This is a genomic window from Thalassolituus sp., from assembly GCF_034111725.1.
Classification (GTDB): Bacteria; Pseudomonadota; Gammaproteobacteria; order Pseudomonadales; family Oceanobacteraceae; genus Thalassolituus.
Map to the genome: position 1 here is coordinate 1 of NZ_JAWUWR010000045.1, position 20,932 is coordinate 20,932.

Sequence of the window (20,932 nt, forward strand, 5' to 3'; positions counted from 1 at the left end):
CATCTAACCACTGCAACTGCGACGGCAGATACGAGATGAAGTAGACCTCTGCACTTAAAATTTGAAAGTTAAACGCGCGCTCCACCCAAGCAACGACATCCGCGATGGTAAGCGCACCAATAATCCCGAGTATTGTCCCCAGAACCACACCTACAATGCCAATCAACAGCCCCTGCACCATGAAGATTCCCATAATGGTTGAGGGTTTGGCGCCCATTGTGCGCAAAATGGCAATGTCAGCTTGTTTATCCGTTACTACCATGACAAGCGTAGAAATAATATTAAACGCAGCCACCGCGACAATGATGAGTAACAATAAACCAATCATGGTTTTCTCTAGTTTGATCGCTTGAAATAAATTGCCGTGGGTACGCGTCCAATCACTACCACTGAAATAACCATCCAGCTCATTAACGATTTCCCAGATACCTTGCGGAGCATCAAACAAGTTATTGAAGCGAATACGTAAGGCTTGGGCTTGGGCATCTAAACGACCTAGACGACGAGCATCTTCTAGGTTGATAACCGCCAAGCTGGCATCTAACTCTGCGCCAACTGAAAATATGCCGGTAACCGTTAGGCGTTTAATGCGTGGCAGAACCCCCGCGGGCGACAACGTAGCTTCTGGAAGCATCAAGGTGATTTTATCGCCAACCATTACATTCAAATGCTGGGCAAGTAATTCACCTAATACAACGCCGTATGATCCCGGCTGCAGGCTTTCTAGGGTGCCATCCGTAATGTGATCAGGAAGAATTGAAACACGGGACTCAACCGCGGGATCGATACCTGTGATCATTACTCCCTGCACTCGCCCCCCGTAACCCAGCATCCCTTGTAGACGCGTCAACGGCGCAGCCGCTGCGACGCCGGGAAATCCCTCTATACGAGTGGCCAATACTTGCCAGTCTTCAACACCACCGCGCTCATAGAGCACAGCATGGGGCACCATGCCTAAAATACGTTCACGCAATTCACGGTCGAAGCCATTCATCACCGATAACACTAAGATGAGTACTGCTACGCCTAAAGTCATTCCTATCATGGAAGATAGCGAAATGAATGAAATGAAATGATTGCGGCGCTTTGCGGATAAATAGCGCAGACCAATCCACAGACTTAAAGATGAAGAGAGACGTGCCATAAAAAAGACTACACAGTGGCGAAAATAGGACGCCATATTGCCCGACTACAGCCTAATAATCGACACTTAGGTCCAAGCAGTTCAACAAAATTTGGAGATTCGCGATACCAAGCTAGTAGCATCTAATTACAAACAGCTACAAGACCCTTGCATATGGTTGCACGATAGGCACGAATGGCCACACACTTGTGTCGCATTGCGCCTTGTGATTCAGACTGGTTTCACTAGGATTGTAAGAACTAGCCAGGGGATCTCATCATGAAAACATCAGCTACCATTTGCTTCTCTATTATTACCGGTTTCGGCTTTAATGCCGTTCAAGCCGAAATTGTTGAGATTCCACCGGAAGAGATGACGGAGGCGTACATTAAAGACACCACGGTGATCGTTAGGAAGAAAGCTCCAGTACCAACTAACGAGAAGCGCACACTTATTCGTGTATCTCCACTGGAAGAGGATTTTTCAGAAGGCCAGACTCTAGATAGTGAGATGGATTCGTTTGCTCTGATTGAGCAACAACAAAACCTGACCATTACCGATCAGCAAGCCAACGATCTAAATGCCAGAGCCTCCTACGACTTCGTGACTCCCAATATGGATCCTAACGAACTGGCTCGTGAAGATAACCTGCGTGCTGTATTAGGACTACCAGAGGGATCACCCATAGATTACAGCACACTGCAGTTCCCAACGGGCACTACATTGAATCCAGAATCGGGAATTGGCTCCAACTCCGGCTCCCAAGGTTTCCAATTACAAATCCCAAACGCCAACGGAATACCTGCTCAATCCTTCACTACACCCAATGGAGAATTTGGTGTTAATGTGACTCCTGAAGGCATAACATTCCAGATGAACACACCAAGAAATTAAGCTGAATCAGACATCACTTTTGGCGCCATTTGTCTGGAAAATACGGCCAAGTCAAAAAAATAACCAGCAAAATCAAATAGTTATAACTTTCTAAGTAATTCGTAAAGAAAACATACAACTATGGTTATTTGTCTATAACTGGGGTAGAGTAGGTGAACTATAAGAATAAAAGAGTCGATTGTGTTATGCAGTTCTCTACGTTTTCTCCAGCAGAATTAAAAGCCACTCCATCCGTACAGATGATTGATGGCTACAAGGTCCAGTTTCTTGCATTTGCAAGCCCGGGCAACATGCATAAATCGCCGGTTATGTTTTTAGGCGGTGCATTCCAAAGCTTCACTTCATTTAGAAATGAAGTAGAACAGATTATTACCACTCATCCAGTTATTTTGGCTGATTTTCCATCGCAAGGTAGCAACGATCAGTTAGCGCCTGACCTAAATATGGAAGACTTTGCCGATCTTATTGCGGGTTTTCTTAATGCCCAAGGTGTGGCACGAGTTCAGCTAATGGGTGTGAGTTATGGGTCAGCAATGGCTACCCTGTTCGCTGCTGCTTATCCAAATATGATTGAACGCTTACTGATTTCGGGTATTACTTGCTTCCGTCGCGAGAGTTTAATTACGCTACTTGAAGATTCGGTAGGCTTGCTTGAATCTGGCGATATGAACGCCTTCGCAACTACCGCTGTCTGCAATTTGATTAATCACAACCGCTTAGAAGAAACCGCGGTTGGACCCACTTATCGACGCCTATTATTCCGCCAGATCGCTCGCTTAGACTACAACGAACGTCAGCGCTACGCGCAGAACACTCGTCGTTTATTACGTTTCGGTGGATTTAAGTCTTTCCCTACTTGCGAAACATTGATCGCAACGGGTGAATACGACAATTTCACTCTGCCACAAGAAAACGCAGCGGTGGCACGCCAATGTGTCAACGGTACGTTTGCGGTCATCCGCAATGCTGATCACTTAGCGCAATTCGAACAGAAAGAGTCTTCTATGGAGCTGGTTCATCGCTTCATGCGTGGTGATGATTTGAAAGGCATCGACGGCATCGAAATATATGATCCGCAGGCCTATGATCACGGCAATCAACGACTACAGGGTCGTCACCGTCCGCTGGAACAACCTTATCGCTTAATTGATCGCTCAACAGGTAAAGAGCATGTTGTTCGCATCCAAAACATTAATTTTAGCGGTTGTGAACTAGAACAAATCCATGTGGATTTAGCTTTATCAGAAGCTGACGATCAACTGTATCTAGAGATTCCTGAAACGGGTGCTGAGTATCACGTACGCATATTGGGCCGTGAAAAGAAAACTCTGCGCTGTTTGTTGATCCAACGTGATCTAAAACAAGCGGATATATTATTGAAATATCTAACCGAACACCTCCTGATGGTGCGCGAGATCCCTGCCGAGGAAGTGGCGGAAAAACTCGCATAAGACCGCTCGTCAATGAGCATAAAAAAACCGCCGATGGCGGTTTTTTTATATCTAACGAAAAATCATCTTTATGGAATGCGTTTAAAAGGAGGCAGTGAATCCAACAGCAATTTACCGTAACGATGTGACAGCAAACGCTTATCTAATATGCTAATTCTTCCACGATCATCCTCTTTACGAATCAAACGCCCACAAGCCTGAATTAAACGAATTGATGCTGCCGGCAGAGTTAATTCCATAAAGGGATTTCGCCCGTTGCTTTCTAGCCACTCACTCGTTGCTGCTTGTATTGGATCGTTAGGTACAGCAAATGGAATTTTCGCAATAACGACATGCGTTACATAATCACCTGGCAAGTCGATACCTTCAGCAAAGCTGGCTAAGCCGAAAATAATACTCCCTTTACCATCATCAATTTTTGCTTTATGGCGGCGTACAATTTCTGCCTTAGGCAAAAAACCTTGGCATAACAGCTGGTCGTACCAGTCTCTAAGAAAATAATCCCGTGTTGCCTCCAACTGTAATCGCGAAGAAAACAACACTAAGGTCCCTACTTCTAGATTAATATTTTCTTTGAGCCAATCTTGAACATCATCCTGAAACTTCTCGCTTTTTGGATCAGACTTTAACTGCACAGCTTGTATTTCACCCAATTCAGGATAATTAAATGGACTGGCAACTCGCTGGTAATTCGCCCAATCTGGCAAACCTGATTCCCATCGTAAGTTATTAAAACTATTTAATGCAGTTAATGTTGCCGAAGTAACTACAGCACCGTAACACCGATACCATAAATTCTTGCGTAATTGATCGGCTACGGCGATTGGGGATGCACTCATCACAATATCCCAGTCTTCTCCGAATGGAGTTTTACTTAACCAGCGCGCTATAGGTAATTGCCCTTCTGCCTCTTCGGCACTAAGCCAAGAAAGAGCCTCTGACATCTGCTCCGCACGAGCAAACATCATTCCCATAGGCGCCTGCCAAGACTCTGCGATATCACGACCGAACTCGCTTTCTTCTTTTGGATCAAGTGATTTTTGTAGGGCGTCGTTAAGCTTATCTAAACATAACAATAATGGCTGTAACGGCCCTTTTAAGTTAGTTAATAATCCCCGCAAAGTTTCTGGCGTGCGACCAAACTCGAAACGTAGTCTATCTTGATCGCCAATCATATCCATAACCAACGGCCAAATTAGACTTATATTCTGACTCAATTCTTGTATTTGTGCGGGCGCTTCGCGCAGCGAGTGCATCATAGAATGCGGAATACCCGCCGCTGTAATAAATTGTTCTAACGCCTTTTCAAGTTGCTTTAACCATTGCCGCTGAGAGCGAATCCCCATATCTAACCGAAAATGATTTAACGCTTTATCCGCTAAGTGATGGCCTTCGTCAAACACATAAATGGTTTTATCTGGCGCCGGTAAAACTGCTCCGCCACCTAAGGATAAATCAGATAACACTAAATCGTGGTTAGCGACGATAACATCTGCCTCATCCATCGCATTGCGCGCTTTGTAAAATGCACAGTTTTGAAAATGAGGACAACGACGATTAGAGCATTCCCTATGGGTTGCTGTTAGATGGCTCCACTGACTATTTTCAATTTCGTCTTTCCAGCGATCCCTATCGCCATCCCAATCACCACGCCCATAAGACGCGAGCATCGACTCATAAAGTTCTTTATCTTTTTCTTCTGGTGTTTGTTCAAATAAATCAATCGTCGCCAACATACCAGACAAATGCTGTAGCGCCTTATCCAGCTTAACAATACATAAATAACGCCCGCGCCCTTTCGCCAATGCAAAATTAAAAGGCATCGACAGGTGCTTTTTAAGCGCCGGTAAATCTTTATCTAATATTTGTTCTTGCAGAGCTACTGTTGCGGTGGAAATAAGCAACTTTTTTTCACGTTCAATTGCGATCGGCAGCGCTGCCAATAAATAGGCCAGTGTTTTACCTGTGCCGGTTCCTGCTTCTACAACAGCAATTCCGGCATCATTATCACGAGCACCCTTTTCGTCTTCATGAATGCTGCCTAACGATTTAGCAATTTCAGCGATCATTACTCGCTGTCCATATCTTGGACGTAAATCCAAAGCCGCAATGCACTCGCGATATAGAGCTTGAATGCGCTCTTTGGTTTCTTTACCTAACATCGGGTAATGCCTGCCATCCGCGACTGCGACCAATATGCAGAGGCCAGCCTTCGACATCCAATAGTAAACCGCTCGCCGTAATTTCTTTAATATAAACCCCACGCACTATCAAATCACCTTCACTCCAATCCCTTCCATTCATGGAGACACTGCGATTAGCTGGAATCGAACTGAAGAGATGACCGCTGATTTCCAAGGTTGGTAATCGCTGCAACACTTCAATGGGCGGTAATGATCGAGGTTTATCTACAACGTTATCTGCTAATCCAGAAACGCGAACCGTATCTGGCTCTTTTGGCGTTGCTAAAATGACAGCATTCGATGCTGGCAGCTCAACTTCCGTAAAGATTTCGATACTCAGCGCCTTCTCGTTTTGAGCCATCAACGGCTGCTCAATTGGCGCTATAGATGTCGGATTTGATTCCACGGAGCTAGCGGTTTCATTAATGCTAACTGGCGCAGAACTGTAGCGCGGAAATACCCACCAAAATAAAATAATTGCTAATACAATTCCGGCCAGCAATGCTGTCAGCATCCACGGCAGAGATGGCCCTGAAGATACATTTCTAGCGACTATAGGCACATAAGCGACGCCGGTATTTTCTGCGGTTTCTCGCTGGCGTTCGGCTTCAGATTTTTTTAGCGCTTCTAATATATACGACATGCTTATTGCGCTCCGCGCTGCATATGCAACAAGGTTCTTGGACCTATGATGCGATCAGGCTTCAATTCTTCACCCTGTTGAAAGTTACCAACAGCCTCGGCCAATATTGGATCATAATAATTGTCATCCATAGTCACGGCCTTACCACCAGGCCCGATACTCTGCCAATCTTGATTCCAAGTAATTCCTAAACGCTGACGCACCCAGCTAACAACGACTGAACTTTGTCCTGGACGAACCAAGCCGCCATATCCATCCAAGCGACGCCACAGTATAAGGGCCTCACCGGTATAATCGGTTACGCTAGTATCAAGTAATATCCAACCACGACTAAGACTACGAACCGCCGTAGGCTGCTGCAACGATCGTAACTCGAGTAAGCTCCAATCAGCCCATAAGCACTCGTAGCCGAGTACCGGCATCGCAGCACAAGTCTCAGCACCGATACCTTGAGTCTGAGCCAGCATCTTGATAGGGTCGCTGGTTAGATTAAGCCCAGCAATCGCCTTATTAATAGTATTTCGCTGGCTATGAATGCCAGCTGCAAGACCCACTAAACCTAAAAGGATCAGCAAAGTAACGAATACGGTCTTAAATCGCGATGGGTGAGCTACCACCGTATTTATTTGTGGCTCACCGAGCACTTCATGCACCGCCTGATTCGCAATAGAGCGGGTAACCATTGGTTTGCTAGACGCATAGGCTCCAAGCAAACCTCTATCTGCCAAGCTGTTGATTAAGCGCGGGACACCCCGGCTGGCCTGCCAAATAACCTTTACCGCAGCGGCATCGAACAGAGAAACTGACTCTGGTTCAATTGCACGCCGTGCACATTGCACTCTGTGATCTAAATACGCCCGACATTCAGCCAAAGATAATAAATTCAAATGATAACGTGCAGTAATTCGCTGATTTAATTGGCGCAAATCATGTCGCTGTAAAATATCACGTAACTCAGGCTGTCCTACTAAAATCAATGTTAGTAACTTTTCTTTGTCTGTTTCTAGATTAGTCAGCAGCCGCACTTGCTCCAATAAAGAAGCTGGCATGCACTGGGCTTCATCAATAACGCAAATAACACGATGCCCCTTGGCGTAGCACCGCAGCAAAGCTTCGTTGAGAACAGCATACAAAGATTTCAGGGTCGCATCTTCGGTGTACTCAACCGCCAATTCGTCACATAGACTTTGAAGTAATTCAAGTGGTGATAATTGTGGATTAAAAATGTAAGCCAGATGGGTATGTTGTGGTAAATGTTGCATGAAAGCGCGGCACAATGTCGTCTTACCAGCACCAACTTCACCCGTTAAACAAATTAAACCACCATGCCCTGTATGGGCATAACTGAGATGCGCCAAAGCTTCCTGATGCCCCTGTGACGGAAACAAGAATTCAGGATCGGGAGCGATCGTAAAAGGAAGCCGTTGAAAACCAAAGTACTCGAGGTACATGCCGTATCCGTGGAAATATTTTGAAGGCGCATGATAGCGGATTTTGGATAAAATCGCAGGCGTTACCAATGCGCCGTGTACAAGAATTAGACTACGACACTACCAAGGCAGGCTAATGCCGAGGGTTACTTCAGCATCGCGAGCATAATGAATGCGGCGATCATCAGAAACCACATCTAACTGGAAGTATCGATTATGGACATGCAGACCGAATTGATTGGTACTGTGTAGCGAAATGCCTAGGTCAATATCATCAAACAACCAAAATTTGGCTAGACTCAAACGCTCATAGCGACCATGCATAGTGCCAGCAACCGACAATCCTAAGGGCTGATAAGTAAGCCGTGCTTTGCTATTCACTGGAATTGTCTCGATCAATTTCTCTTGGCCAGAGCGTCCAGACGCCGAGCTGGTGCTAGAGCAAACTGTTTCATCAACACTACCTAGGTTGACACATCCTTTATTAAAGGCTGCATCCTCGAAGGTCCAACGATTAAATAGATCATTCAATTCATAGTTGAGTGACCACTGATCACTAATTTGCCAATCACCGGCAATAGACAAAGTTAAGCCCTGTCCTTCTAGCACATCAGCTTTAAAATCTAGAATCTTGTCTTCATCAAAGTATGAGTTGAGCTCGACTGAAACATTGCGACCTGTACCGTCAAAGGACACACCGTTTAACTGGCCAAACTGAAAATGGCCAACTGTATATACGGCCAACTTCGGTGTTATCTGCCAGTATTCACCCTCAAAGCGATACCCAAACCTTAATCCCTGAGCGTCTAGAACTTTGGCGCTTAGCTCAATTTGATCTTGTGTTGTGCGCTCGTTACCCTGATCTAAATCGCGATACCAAGCAGCTGTATCTGGGCTGAAAGTTAAATAGTAATACCGGCGCGTTTCTCGCTCTAATATCCAACTATTAATTTCAAAACCCATAACAGCCGATGCATTTGCATAGGCATAATCGCCTTTCTGGAACGAGCTATCCCAACCGTCGATCATATCGCCAATAGGCACAGGCTCTGAGCTCGCCACTATATCCAGGTAGCTGTAAAAGCGACCATCGGCATTCGCTATGCAACTTGCACCACATAGCAGCAAACCTAAACTGATATTAACTCTCACCAAGCATGACCCAAGTGCCATCAACGTAACGAACGATATAAACGCTAGGACGCTCTTCACGAATGGTTGCCATCAGGGAACCGCGATAGCGCAAATAGGCAACCGCTTCGCAATCATCACCAGAAACTAATTCATCACGATTATAGGCGCCGCAGGCTGTATTAGTAACTCCGTCGCCGTATTCAACACGTGATGTTGAAAGTAACCCGATCGACTCCGATGCACCAAATAATGTTACCCCGCTACGAAGAACAACAAGTGAGCCAACCTCAATATTCACATTCGACGTTTCAGAATATTCAACGAGATAAGATATATTAAAGCTCTGAGAGTTAGTGCCCGTAGGTATATTCGATAAAATATACTCGTAGTCGTAGCCAAACACGGTGGTTACTTCAAAGTAATTTTTTACTTTGCGAATTAATGAAGAATCAAAAATAGTAGGTGTCAGAACCCGATTTCCTACGTCAGTGACGTAATTCGCAGTCGCCGTTAGATACAGAGCCCCAATACCGAGTTGGTAGGTATCTTCTAGTACCCCATCAAAAGCGGCCTCAGTTCCTTCTTCAAAAGGAACAAGCAAGCCATTACTGTCTGTAGGGAGCGTAATTTTGTAACCACCTTGAGCAGCTACTTCATGATAATCAAGAACTCCCCCCTCAAACTGCAACTGCAAGAAATCATCAAGGCTAGTAATGCCTCCGATTTTAGTAAAAGAACCGCATGCAAGTTCTTCGCGAGCAGTGATGTCAACGGTATCAGACATGGTACAAATCTGGAGATTACTGGTATCTAGATTGGCGTTGTATGGGAATATTCTATAGCGCCCAATACTACCGCCCTTGATTTCGATATCGATATACTCCGCTGTTTCAATGGTATCGTCAGACGTAGAAGTAGTATCGCCTTCATTTATAACAACTTGCTCAGTTGAACGATAAAAAGTGGCTAAATCCGGGACATTTTCTACTAATTCACTTGCCGGACGATTAATGAAAAAATTACTGAACTGCGGCCACTTAGAATCAGAATAATAAACGTTTCCGTTCACTGTGGACGCTTCCATAATAAGGCTTGTGTAATTTTGTAAAGCGGCAGTCCCACCAGTGCTACTCGTAATATTACCTAAATTTTCGCCACTGGATCGCAACCAAAATACGACAGCTGTAGGGTTATAATGAATTTCGACTGTATCGTCATAAGGATCCGCCACTCCAAACAGGCTGGTTTCGAATAGAACTTCTACTTCATGAGCCTCATCATTAATTTCAACATCTAATTTAACTGAAGGCCATGCGACGTCAATACCGCCTGCCTCATCAGTAGAAAATGCTGGGGGCACTTCATAATGGCTATTATAAATTAAACGGAAATGCGGACGCTCTTCCACATCGATCGAGTTCGTTGATGTATCGAACGTTACGTTAGTAGCATTAGTGGACGCGGTCGCATTTAATGCCAGAAAACCTTCGGTATAAATGTCAAACGCCAAATAAGTAGTAACCGAATTTTCAACAATACTACCGGTATCTATGGATTCATAAGATAAAGTCAATGTACCGCTTATAGACACCGTTTTATCACTCGCTGAATATACCAAAGTACGGCCACTAGTCGTCGTTGAACTCGCACAAACAGTTGAGCTATTCAGGCATTCGAGATAGTAATCAATACCGTCGCGAACATCTCGCAACACAGTATCTAATTGCGGTGAAATTGCATTATAGACATCGGTGTACCCCTCGTAATAAAGCTCTAAAGAATCGGCATAACCACCATCAATAAAACTAACCTCATTCGGATTATCACCCTTAAAATTCAAAAAACGCTTATTTAGATCAGTGATAAATGTTTTAGATTTCTCCAAGTTGGTTTGCCAAGAGGCGAGCGACTCAGGCACATCAATTTGGACAGCAGTTAATTCACCATCAATAAAGCTAGCAGCACGATTACGCAACAAGGTACTTGCACGATCTGCTTCCGCAGGAACAATCGTGTTTACGGATTCAAGATAAGCAATGTTGGCGTCAAGTATATCCGCAGCGGCTTCTGTTAACTCGTACAGTGATACTTCACCGCTTGCAGTATTTTTCTGGAAAATCTGACCTTGATTCAGCAGGAACTCTTCAAGTACTAAATTTACGGCGGCGTAGTAATCAACATCACGGTCAACAGCAAGCTTTTGCACGGCTGCCACATAAGCACCATACATTATTCCTTCTTCCAGCATTGAACTTGCTAGAGATGTATCCAAGGCCAGACTGGCCGGTGAAATAGGAGTCGACGAAATAATATCGCTGATACCAAATAATTCAGATACGTGTAAATTCGCTAACTCAATAGAGTATTCAGAATAGAAACCCGTCTTCTCGGTATCGGTAGTGTTATCGCCATTGGCATCAATATAAACAGTCGTTGCAAGCGAGCTAGCCAAATCGGTAATCCAATTGATGTTCACCCGCATAGCTTCAAGTGACTCACCTACCGCCGCACGAATTTGAAAATCCGTATCCAATGGCACATCACCCTTGTAGGCTACAGAACCGCAACCATCAACCAACTCACATTTGTAAGTAGTTCGTCCATCTTTGTTTTCAGCAATCAAAATAAGCGGCGCACCGACATAAGAGGTTGCCAAATTGACTTGATAAAACCCAGTGGTAAGCGAGCTGGTCGTTACTTGCCCCTTGAAGCTGACGTTTCCGTTGGCATCTACATCGGTCTCCGGCTGCCCATCGTAATCCAGAGGCACAGCATGCACCTTCGATAAGCTAATATCACTAGCGCCGACATAACCAGTTAGAAATGTGTTGTCGTCAACAGTACCGCCTTTCGTTGAACTGGAATTACCACTGCATGAGGCGACGAGAGCGGCGGCTAGGGCCAACAAGGTAAAACGTGAGATTGATTTCATATTATTCTTTTACTCATTATGACTGAGTTCATTGTAACTATGCCTATGACACAGAATAGCGAATAGTGTTCTGTTTACGACGATTTTACATAAAAAAACCCGGCAGTTGCCGGGTTTTTGTCTAAGAAGGTCAAGAGCCTTGCAAATTACTGCGCAGCTTTGAACTTTAGACGGTATGCATGTAGCAATGGCTCAGTGTAACCGCTAGGTTGCTCTTTGCCTTTAAATATCAAATCTGACGCAGCTTGGAAGGCAATACCATCGAAACCAGGCGCCATTGCAATATAAGCTGGATCATTAGCATTCTGACCATCAACCACAACAGCCATACGCTTTAAGCCATCTTCAACTTGCGCACGAGTACAGATACCATGCTCTAACCAGTTAGCGATGTGCTGAGAAGAGATACGCAGTGTCGCACGGTCTTCCATCAAGCCTACGTTGTTGATATCAGGTACTTTTGAGCAACCAACACCTGCATCAACCCAGCGAACAACATAACCTAAGATACCTTGGCAGTTGTTGTCGATTTCTTTCTGAACCTGTTCAGCAGTCAATGCAGAGGCTTGTTCAGCCGTCATCAATGGGATAGTGAGAATGTCATCGACAGAAGCGTGCTCACGGCTCTTCAATTCATTTTGAACGGCAAACACATCAACCAAGTGATAGTGCATAGCGTGCAAAGTAGCTGCCGTTGGTGATGGAACCCAAGCAGTGTTAGCACCCGCCTTAGGATGAACAATCTTCTGTTCCATCATTTGGCCCATTTCATCTGGAATTGGCCACATGCCTTTACCGATCTGCGAACGACCTTGCAGGCCAGTTTCTAAACCTGTGTCAACGTTCCAGTTTTCGTAAGCATTAATCCAAGTCTGCTGCTTCATAGTGGTCTTAGGTACAAAAGGACCTGCCAACATTGACGTATGGATTTCGTCACCAGTACGATCCAAGAAACCAGTGTTAATGAACACTACGCGGTCTTTGGCGGCGCGGATACACTCTTTCAAGTTAACCGTGGTGCGACGCTCTTCATCCATAATGCCTACTTTCATAGTGAAGCGTGGCAAGCCAAGTGCGTCTTCGATACGGCCAAACAACTCGTTAGCAAATGCAACTTCTTCAGGACCGTGCATTTTTGGCTTAACAATATTTACAGAACCCGCAGTTGAGTTCTGGAATGGCGCATTGCCTTTCAAATCGTGAATAGCGATCAAAGTAGTGATCATGCCATCCATAATACCTTCTGGAATTTCGCTACCGTCAGCAATCAAAATGGCAGGGTTAGTCATCAAGTGACCAACATTACGGATGAACAGCATCGAACGACCTTTCAGCTTAACGGTTTCGCCGCTCAAGCCGAGGTACTCGCGATCAGGGTTCATTGTACGAGTGAAAGTCTGGCCGCCTTTAGAAACTTCTTCTGCCAAATCACCTTTCATTAAGCCCAGCCAGTTGCCGTAAGTAACAACTTTATCTGCCGCATCTACCGCAGCAACTGAGTCTTCGCAATCCATGGTGGTAGTCAAAGCCGCTTCCATCAGTACGTCTTTAACACCGGCAGTATCGGTAGAACCAACAGGAGTCGAAGCGTCTACTTGGATTTCAAAATGCAGGCCATTGTTCTTCAATAGAATTGACGTAGGAGCAGCCATATCGCCGTTAAAACCAACCAGCTGAGACGCATCTTTCAAGCCAGTCGTTGAGCCGTCGGCTAATGTAACCACTAGCTTGCCTGCTTCAATTGCGTATTTAGTGCTACCAACGTGATCGCCTGACGCCAACGGAGCAGCATCATTTAAGAAGCCACGAGCATAAGCGATAACTTTATCACCACGTACTTTGTTGTAGCCTTTACCTTTCTCTGCACCGTTTTCTTCAGAAATAACGTTCGTGCCGTACAATGCATCGTATAGAGAGCCCCAACGCGCATTGGCAGCGTTCAGTGCAAAACGCGCATTCATAACAGGCACAACCAATTGAGGACCAGCCATTTGACCGATCTCAGGCTCTACACTGGCAGTTTCAGCTTCAAATGCTGGACCTTCAGGTAGAAGATAACCAATTTCTTGCAAGAACGCTTTGTATTCAGCATGGTTGTGCGGCTGACCTTTACGTTCTGTGTGATAAGCGTCGATCTTAGCTTGAAGATCATCGCGCTTGGCAAGCAAAGCTTTGTTTTTTGGTGCTAATTCGTTAACGAGCACATCAAATTCTGACCAGAATTTCTCTGCGTCGATACCCGTCCCAGGAATTGCCTTGTCGTTTACGAAATCGTAAAGCTCACGAGCGACTTGAATGCCACCCTTCTGAACGTAATCAGTCATTGTTTCGCCTCAATCAAGGGGCTCGGAATCTCCCGAACCACAGACCAATGTCACTCACACATCGGTGAATAACGTGAAATTTTAAGGCTGCGGAGTATAACGCAAGTCATTCCGGACTGCTAATGGCTCAAGGCGGCCATTCTCCTCGATTTTTCTACGATGGGCTTCCTGGCTTTCCAGAGAATAGGCATACCTATACAAAACATGTACAAGACCAATTCAAATATGATACAACTAAGATTCAATCAATCGTGGAGATTGCACATGGCATCTAAAAAGCACCCCCAAGCGCAGTTAGAAGATCGTCGCACTCAACTACAACAAGATATCGAAGCCTTTCTAGAAAGAGGCGGTCATATCAACCAGATTGAAAGTGGCTTAAGTGGCGACAAAAGCGCACCAGCCCATTCACTACAAGGTCAGCGACCGAATACTCAAGTGCGTATTCACAGTCCTATCTCGTACGGTTCCTTGTAGGCATAGACACTAACCGCAAGACAAAAAAAGGGCCGCTATCGTTCGATAGCAGCCCTTTTGATTTGACAAAACTAACAGCACATCACAACAGTGTTTCCCATGTCCCATCGATGTAGCGAATAATCCAAACACCACTTTCCTTGGCAATACGACCGTACACGACGTCGCGGAAATTAAGATGGAAAGTCGCATCGTCTATGTTGCGAGTCACTCCGTACTCAGCCACGTTTGAAGTAACACAGCGATCATAATTGCCATCTTTATCCAGAACATAACGATAAGGCTCAGAACCTAACTGGTAATCTAAGTTGGCATAAGCAGTAAGCTCACTATCGACACTACTTGTAGAGCCATCATCTAACGTGAGTGATACACCATCTTTATATATGGCAACGCTGCCATTCTCTCCAAATACTGATTGGGTATTGTAGTTAACCAAGAGACGATCTAATCGCGACCCTGCACCAAGATAGACATCACTTAATGTTAATGAGGAATAATCATGAGATAACGCTGCCGTTACATCAATTGAATCGGCTGTGGGAGCAGTAATTAATACATCAAGCAAACTTCTCGGCTCGGTCGTCGACGTGCGTCCGTCATACTCAAGGACGACTTCGCTAGTAAATCGCGCTGTCGTCAAACCAAGTACTTCAGGATCATAAAGCTCGCCATTGAAGGAAACTTCATCCGTCGACAAATCCGCCAAGGCCAAACAACCATTTTCATCTGGAGCATTTACGGGCCATTCAATAAAGTATGCACCGCGCCCAGGAACATCCAGACGAGCAAACACACCAATCTCCCAAAGATCATTAATGGCTTGCTGCACATCACGCTCAGCATTCAGGCGCTGACGAGGCTCGCAACTTACGACACTCCACGCAGAACCGTTATTCTCTAGCAAACACTGCTCAAGATAATGGGTTGGAATCCGTTCTTCGAAGTCACCATCTTTATCAATGTCGCTCGTATCGGCGCGATAAACGGTTGGATAAAAACGATAGCGATAAGATTCTGCCGACGGCACATAGTAATCAAGATATTCAACACTGTTACCATTCAATACTTCATTGCCTAACTTGTAGGATGCCACGGCCGTTTCGACTTGCCCTTTCACATAAGTAGTCGAAGCTGTTGGATTAAAGAAACCATTGAAAGATGCGAACTCAGACTTTCCATAATAGGACTCTGCATTGGCACTACTAGCCGAGATAAACACGGTGGTGATATTTTGATCATCATTACCTTCATCACCAACAACGTCCGAAATGCGGCCATTAAGAACAACGGTATCGATGTTGTAGTGCATAGACCCAGAGGTCTCAGGATCAGCAACACCGCGATAGAACAAACGGAACGAACCCGTTACTTCGTTCTCCGAGTCTGTCGAAATTGTAGCGGCATCATAAAGACTAAAATCAGACCAACGAATCTCATACCCTAAGATAGGGTTCGAGGCACTATCAGCGGGTGCCGAAACGGCTGCCGTATAGTAAATACGTACGCCTGAGCTAGACAATATGTCGTCATTTGGATCGTCATTAGCGTAAGTATTATCAACGATGAAGTGTAAATCACCTTCGGTATATGTGCCTCGGATCAATATATCAATCGCATTTGAGCTAATTGGCGCTGTATCAGCATCCGTGAGATTCACGTCAGCCACTATGTAGTTCACCGTAATCGCCCCGCCGTTCAGAGTTAACGTTGCCGTTGCTGCGTTATAGCTAGCATCCGTCAACCAAGTCCAACCTGAATCGAGCGTAGGACAGGCGCCATTCAAATAACAATCAACGTAGAGTTCTTGTGTTTGACGGAAAGCCAACACAATTGCGTCGAGATCATCGGCATGAGCTTCGCCAATTGCTTTTAGCTGATCGGTATAGCTGTCAATTTCTGCCTTGTAACCGCTCTCAAAAAAGATCTCTTGATAATCCCGCAAGATATCGACAAAGGCCTTAGTGCGCTGTAAACCAATAGTGAAATCGCTATAGTTAGTGCCAAAAAGATTAGCGAGCGTATCTGGTGTCACCGCCGTTAATGTGTCCGCTGAAAATCCTGCTTGATCAGCTTCAAAACCACTGATCACTGAATCAACAAAACCCTGTACGGTGGCATTACTGACAGTGATTGCAGCTAAGTTATCTTTGGCTAAGGTATACAAATCATCAAGACTCAGTGTTTGGCTTCCACCCATCTCAAACAATTGTCCATCGTTAGCGACTAAATCGGTGCCCACAGCACTTGCATAAGTAGGTAAATCGGACGTTGGCGTGTAACTTAATTCTAAAGATTGCCAAGCAGCCAATAGTGCCCCGTAGCGAATACTATTGATTGCATCAGCGGAATTGGCTTTGCGCCAATCATTAAGTTGGGTTAAATCAGCCGGCTCAGCGGTCTGGATATTGGTAATTCCAAATAAACGGGAGATTTGAGATACCGACTGTTCCACTGAATACGCAGAGTAGTAACCAGTATCTAACCAACCTCCGTCTTGGCTATCTGAGCTAGCTTCGCTATATACTTTCGCAAACGCTAACTGAGCAGCCAAATCGGTTAGCGGTGTAACGCGCACGCGCTCTTTCTCAGCCAAAGCGTAAGCGACAACGCGCCACCCAGGGGTCGTCACAGGGCTATACATTTCACCAAAAGAAACAGTCGTAGAGGCATAAGTACAACCTGCGGCCAATTGACACTTCTGAGACGTTGCAGTGACATCGGCATCGGCATCGGCAACACGGCCGATAATGTCGAAGTATGATAACTCTTCAGCCAAGATAGCGACGGTCGCTTCCGCTTCGCTGTTGGAGGTGTAAGTGGTCGACACCAACTGCTTGTCGCTATTTTCCGCCAAAGTCCCTGCTTCAGTAACCGCAACATAACGGATCAAGGCATCAGAAAAGTCTTCCTGTCCGGCCTGAACATAGACATTAATAAAACTGCTACTTCTAGAACTGCCATTATCACTGCATCCTGCCAATAAAGCGGGAATCAACAACGCACTGCCTAATACTCGTAATTTCAACACACACACATCCTTAACGACGGCCTGCCAACGGGGGTCTGACGGCCAACAAATGCCGCTATCATAGCAGGCTTTAAGCCGACCACTAGCCCGAACAACAAAAGACTAAGTAATGATTTGCAAGCAAAAGGTTCCCCGCGACCAATAATCCGATAAAATGCCGCGACACCTGAAGGGGGCTGTATGCATTTATTCGTAGACCAATTGACCAACGTCGATTTTAGCTATCTTGATCCACACCGAGGTCTCGTCGGAGAAACTTGGTGGGCTTCTGCTGTTTTGGAGGGAGCACTCGATGAACAAGGAATGGTTTGCGATTTTGGAATCGTTAAAAAGACCTTACGGAACTGGCTAGATTTAGAGCTAGATCATCGTCTTCTTATACCGATTCGCTCCTCTGCTTTGCAGCACTGCGTGCATGACGACAAGATCACCCTAACTTGGCACTTCGGTCATGGTCAGCACTTAACCATGACAGCCCCACGCCAAGCCGTCGCCTTAGTGGATGCGGAAGTAATCAATGACCTAACCGTCTCCGAGTGGTCGATCACTCAGTTATCGTCTTCGTTTCCCGGTAGCATTGCCCAGTTATCACTCACCTTTGAGAGCGAAGACATCCATGGCGCTAACTACCACTACAGTCATGGCCTTAAAAAGCACGATGGTAACTGTCAACGAATTGCACATGGTCACCGGTCTCGCATTGAGATATTCATCGATGGTGAACGCAGCCCAAGCCTAGAGCAACAGTGGGCCAGTACTTGGGAAGACATCTATCTTGGAACGGTTGAAGATTTATCGAAGCAAACGGAAGAACATCTGCACTTCCACTACCATGCCCAACAAGGTGAATTTACCCTAAGCCTACCTAAAGATTGCTGTTATCTAATGGATACAGATACGACTGTCGAACTCATTGCTGCGCATTTAGCACAAGAAATAAAACGCGAGCATCCAAATGTCGAAATCTGCGTAAGAGCATTCGAAGGTGTTAACAAGGGCGCAATGGTAGCGCTCTAACCAGCCCAAACGTCGCATTGCATGCATAAAAAAAGCATTCAGAGGAATGCTTTTTTTATGCATGCTTTTATGGATCTAAGGCAAAATACTACACCGCACCTTCCATATTTTGTCTTAAACGCCACTGCCCCCAAAAGAAAACAATCAGGGCAACTGGTACTAGCCACAACAACCATTCATGCATCGAATCAGCAAACTGCTGGCCAAGGAAGAAAGCAACAAAGAACAGTGCTGCAGCCCAAGCGACAATCGACAAGGCATTAGCGAATGAGAATGGTAATAAAGGAACACGTGCAATACCGCAAGCAATGTAACCGAAGGTTCTCAATCCAGGCATGCACCGAATCAGCGCCAATTGATGCCAAGGCGTTTGTTGCAAAGGCTGAATTTGACGCTGAATCATGGGGCTCTGCAGGTGACGCGACAACCAAGGCCATGAATGAGCCAGTCGTCCGAAAAGATAAAGAGCGGTATCGCCAATAAACATACCAGCACAAACAGAAGCAAAAGCTAATTCAGGTGCTACGCGACCACTTGCCGCCAACAACGCTGCACCAATAATCGCCAAATCTTCCAAGGCGAACGTCGATACAATAATGACAAGGACCAACCAATACGGGCTATCGGAGTAACCCAACAAACTATCCAGCATAGAATGTTACCTGTGTGCTTCCTGTATAGAATTATCCGCAACAATAGGAATATGGCGGACAATCTGAAATTTTGACCGGCGATTGTAACAAAAGTGCCTTGTTTGCCTAGGCAAATTATTGTCAATATCAGTTGATCACTTGAATTTGACAGAATTTCAACAAGGAAATTTGCGATTCGGGGCTGAGAAAATAGAAAAAATCCGGTAAAATCCTGCGCCTTCCTAATTCACCATTTGATCCCGTCGAGAGTATCCATGGAACTGTCTGCATTAACCGCAATATCTCCACTAGATGGCCGTTATGGCAGCAAAACTATACCGCTGCGCGCTATTTTCTCTGAATTCGGCCTCATTCGTGCCCGTGTTGAAGTTGAGATCCGCTGGTTGCAACGTTTAGCCGATCATCAAGACATTGCCGAAGTCCCGGCGTTTTCAGCTGCGACCAATGCACAACTTAATGCCATCGTCAGCGAGTTCAGTGAAGAAGACGCTCTACGTATTAAGAAGATCGAAGCAACCACCAACCACGATGTAAAGGCGGTTGAATATTTTATTAAAGAAAAATTTGAAGGCAACGACGAGCTTCAGGCTGTTACTGAATTCGTGCATTTTGCTTGTACTTCAGAAGACATCAATAACCTGTCTCATGGCCTAATGCTCAAAGCGGGTCGCGATGATGTTGTCGTTCCTATGATGAAAGAAGTCGCTGAAGCTATTCGTAAGCTGGCTCACGACAACGCTGAATTGCCGATGCTATCCCGTACGCACGGTCAAACAGCGTCGCCAACGACATTAGGTAAAGAGATGGCGAACGTCGTTGCTCGTTTAGAACGTCAAATCCGTCAGGTCGAGAATGTCGAAATCCTTGGCAAAATCAATGGTGCTGTCGGTAACTACAATGCTCACCTTTCAGCCTACCCAAGTATTGACTGGGCTGATAACGCGCAAGTATTTGTGTCCTCATTGGGCTTAACCTTTAACCCATACACTACGCAAATTGAACCGCACGATTATATCGCTGAGTTATTTGATGCGATGGCACGCTTCAACACCATTCTGCTCGATTTCGACCGCGACATCTGGAGTTACATCTCATTTGGTTACTTCAAACAGCGCACGATTGCTGGCGAAGTTGGTTCTTCTACAATGCCGCATAAAGTTAACCCAATTGACTTCGAAAACTCTGAAGGCAACCTTGGCTTAGCAAATGCTGTATTCGCTCACATGGCGACCAAACTACCTGTATCTCGCTGGCAGCGTGACCTTACCGACTCAACGGTTCTGCGTAACATGGGTGTTGGTATTGGTTATAGCCTATTAGCGTTCCAAGCCAGCCTTAAAGGTATCAGCAAGCTAGAAGTCAACGCTGCGCGTTTAGCGGAAGATCTTGATAAGGCGTGGGAAGTATTGGCCGAGCCAGTTCAAACCGTTATGCGTCGTTATGGCATTGAACAGCCATACGAAAAACTAAAAGCCTTTACTCGTGGCAAAGCGATTACGCGTGACGCTATGATCGAGTTCATTGAAACCCTAGAGTTACCACAGTCGGCAAAAGACGAGCTGAATGCCATGACGCCAGCAAGTTACGTTGGTAATGCCGCGGCACAGGCTAAGGCAGTCTAACCAGTTATTAAAATAACT

General features: G+C 45.5%; 14 protein-coding genes. 5 read left to right on the forward strand and 9 right to left on the reverse strand.

Annotated features, from left to right (window positions below; translation table 11 throughout):
- A partial coding sequence (locus tag UXZ23_RS06870) for a lipoprotein-releasing ABC transporter permease subunit (protein ID WP_320819881.1) occupies positions 1 to 1,180 on the reverse strand: 1,180 nt, incomplete at its 3' end.
- Between the two features lie 222 nt (positions 1,181 to 1,402).
- Here UXZ23_RS06870 and UXZ23_RS06875 point away from each other — a divergent pair.
- Both UXZ23_RS06875 and UXZ23_RS06880 read left to right on the forward strand, forming a co-directional pair.
- A complete protein-coding gene (locus tag UXZ23_RS06875) occupies positions 1,403 to 2,017 on the forward strand; it encodes a hypothetical protein (protein ID WP_320819882.1) in 615 nt (204 codons plus the stop codon).
- A 185-nt stretch (positions 2,018 to 2,202) separates the two neighbouring features.
- A complete protein-coding gene (locus UXZ23_RS06880) occupies positions 2,203 to 3,468 on the forward strand; it encodes an alpha/beta hydrolase (protein ID WP_320819883.1) in 1,266 nt (421 codons plus the stop codon).
- Positions 3,469 to 3,536: 68 nt separating this feature from the next.
- On the opposite strand, the gene dinG is transcribed toward UXZ23_RS06880, so the two are convergent.
- The 6 genes from dinG to UXZ23_RS06910 form a co-directional block, all read right to left on the reverse strand.
- Positions 3,537 to 5,630: an ATP-dependent DNA helicase DinG gene (dinG, locus tag UXZ23_RS06885; protein WP_320819884.1), complete on the reverse strand. Its 2,094-nt coding sequence runs from the start codon at positions 5,628 to 5,630 to the stop codon at positions 3,537 to 3,539.
- On the reverse strand, positions 5,620 to 6,294 hold the full coding sequence (locus UXZ23_RS06890) for a general secretion pathway protein GspB (protein ID WP_320819885.1): 675 nt from the start codon (positions 6,292 to 6,294) through the stop codon (positions 5,620 to 5,622). The genes dinG and UXZ23_RS06890 overlap by 11 nt, the downstream gene beginning before the upstream one ends.
- A 2-nt stretch (positions 6,295 to 6,296) precedes the next feature.
- On the reverse strand, positions 6,297 to 7,745 hold the full coding sequence (locus UXZ23_RS06895; RefSeq protein ID WP_320819886.1) for an ExeA family protein: 1,449 nt from the start codon (positions 7,743 to 7,745) through the stop codon (positions 6,297 to 6,299).
- A 99-nt stretch (positions 7,746 to 7,844) separates the two neighbouring features.
- Positions 7,845 to 8,876 (reverse strand): hypothetical protein, encoded by a 1,032-nt coding sequence (locus UXZ23_RS06900; RefSeq protein ID WP_320819887.1) that lies wholly within the window; start codon positions 8,874 to 8,876, stop codon positions 7,845 to 7,847.
- Positions 8,866 to 11,790 (reverse strand): hypothetical protein, encoded by a 2,925-nt coding sequence (locus UXZ23_RS06905; protein ID WP_320819888.1) that lies wholly within the window; start codon positions 11,788 to 11,790, stop codon positions 8,866 to 8,868. Before UXZ23_RS06905 ends, UXZ23_RS06900 begins: the two co-directional genes overlap by 11 nt.
- Positions 11,791 to 11,936: 146 nt before the next feature.
- Positions 11,937 to 14,114, reverse strand: coding sequence for a malate synthase G (locus UXZ23_RS06910; protein ID WP_320819889.1), 2,178 nt, complete (start codon positions 14,112 to 14,114; stop codon positions 11,937 to 11,939).
- A 264-nt stretch (positions 14,115 to 14,378) separates the two neighbouring features.
- Between UXZ23_RS06910 and UXZ23_RS06915 the strand changes: the two genes are divergently transcribed.
- Positions 14,379 to 14,591: a hypothetical protein gene (locus UXZ23_RS06915; RefSeq protein WP_320819890.1), complete on the forward strand. Its 213-nt coding sequence runs from the start codon at positions 14,379 to 14,381 to the stop codon at positions 14,589 to 14,591.
- 82 nt (positions 14,592 to 14,673) lie between these two features.
- Here UXZ23_RS06915 and UXZ23_RS06920 read toward each other — a convergent pair whose 3' ends face one another.
- Positions 14,674 to 17,622 (reverse strand): hypothetical protein, encoded by a 2,949-nt coding sequence (locus tag UXZ23_RS06920; protein WP_320819891.1) that lies wholly within the window; start codon positions 17,620 to 17,622, stop codon positions 14,674 to 14,676.
- Between the two features lie 180 nt (positions 17,623 to 17,802).
- On the opposite strand from UXZ23_RS06920, the gene UXZ23_RS06925 reads away from it, so the two are divergent.
- The gene (locus tag UXZ23_RS06925; protein WP_320819892.1) at positions 17,803 to 18,639 is read left to right on the forward strand and encodes a 6-carboxytetrahydropterin synthase; all 837 of its coding nucleotides are present in this window, start codon (positions 17,803 to 17,805) and stop codon (positions 18,637 to 18,639) included.
- Between the two features lie 88 nt (positions 18,640 to 18,727).
- Here the strand turns inward: UXZ23_RS06925 and UXZ23_RS06930 are convergent, their stop codons facing one another.
- The gene (locus UXZ23_RS06930) at positions 18,728 to 19,291 is read right to left on the reverse strand and encodes a DedA family protein (protein ID WP_320819893.1); all 564 of its coding nucleotides are present in this window, start codon (positions 19,289 to 19,291) and stop codon (positions 18,728 to 18,730) included.
- A gap of 255 nt (positions 19,292 to 19,546) precedes the next feature.
- Here UXZ23_RS06930 and purB point away from each other — a divergent pair, with 255 nt between their 5' ends.
- A complete protein-coding gene (gene purB, locus UXZ23_RS06935) occupies positions 19,547 to 20,914 on the forward strand; it encodes an adenylosuccinate lyase (RefSeq protein ID WP_320819894.1) in 1,368 nt (455 codons plus the stop codon).
- Positions 20,915 to 20,932: the final 18 nt, after the last annotated feature.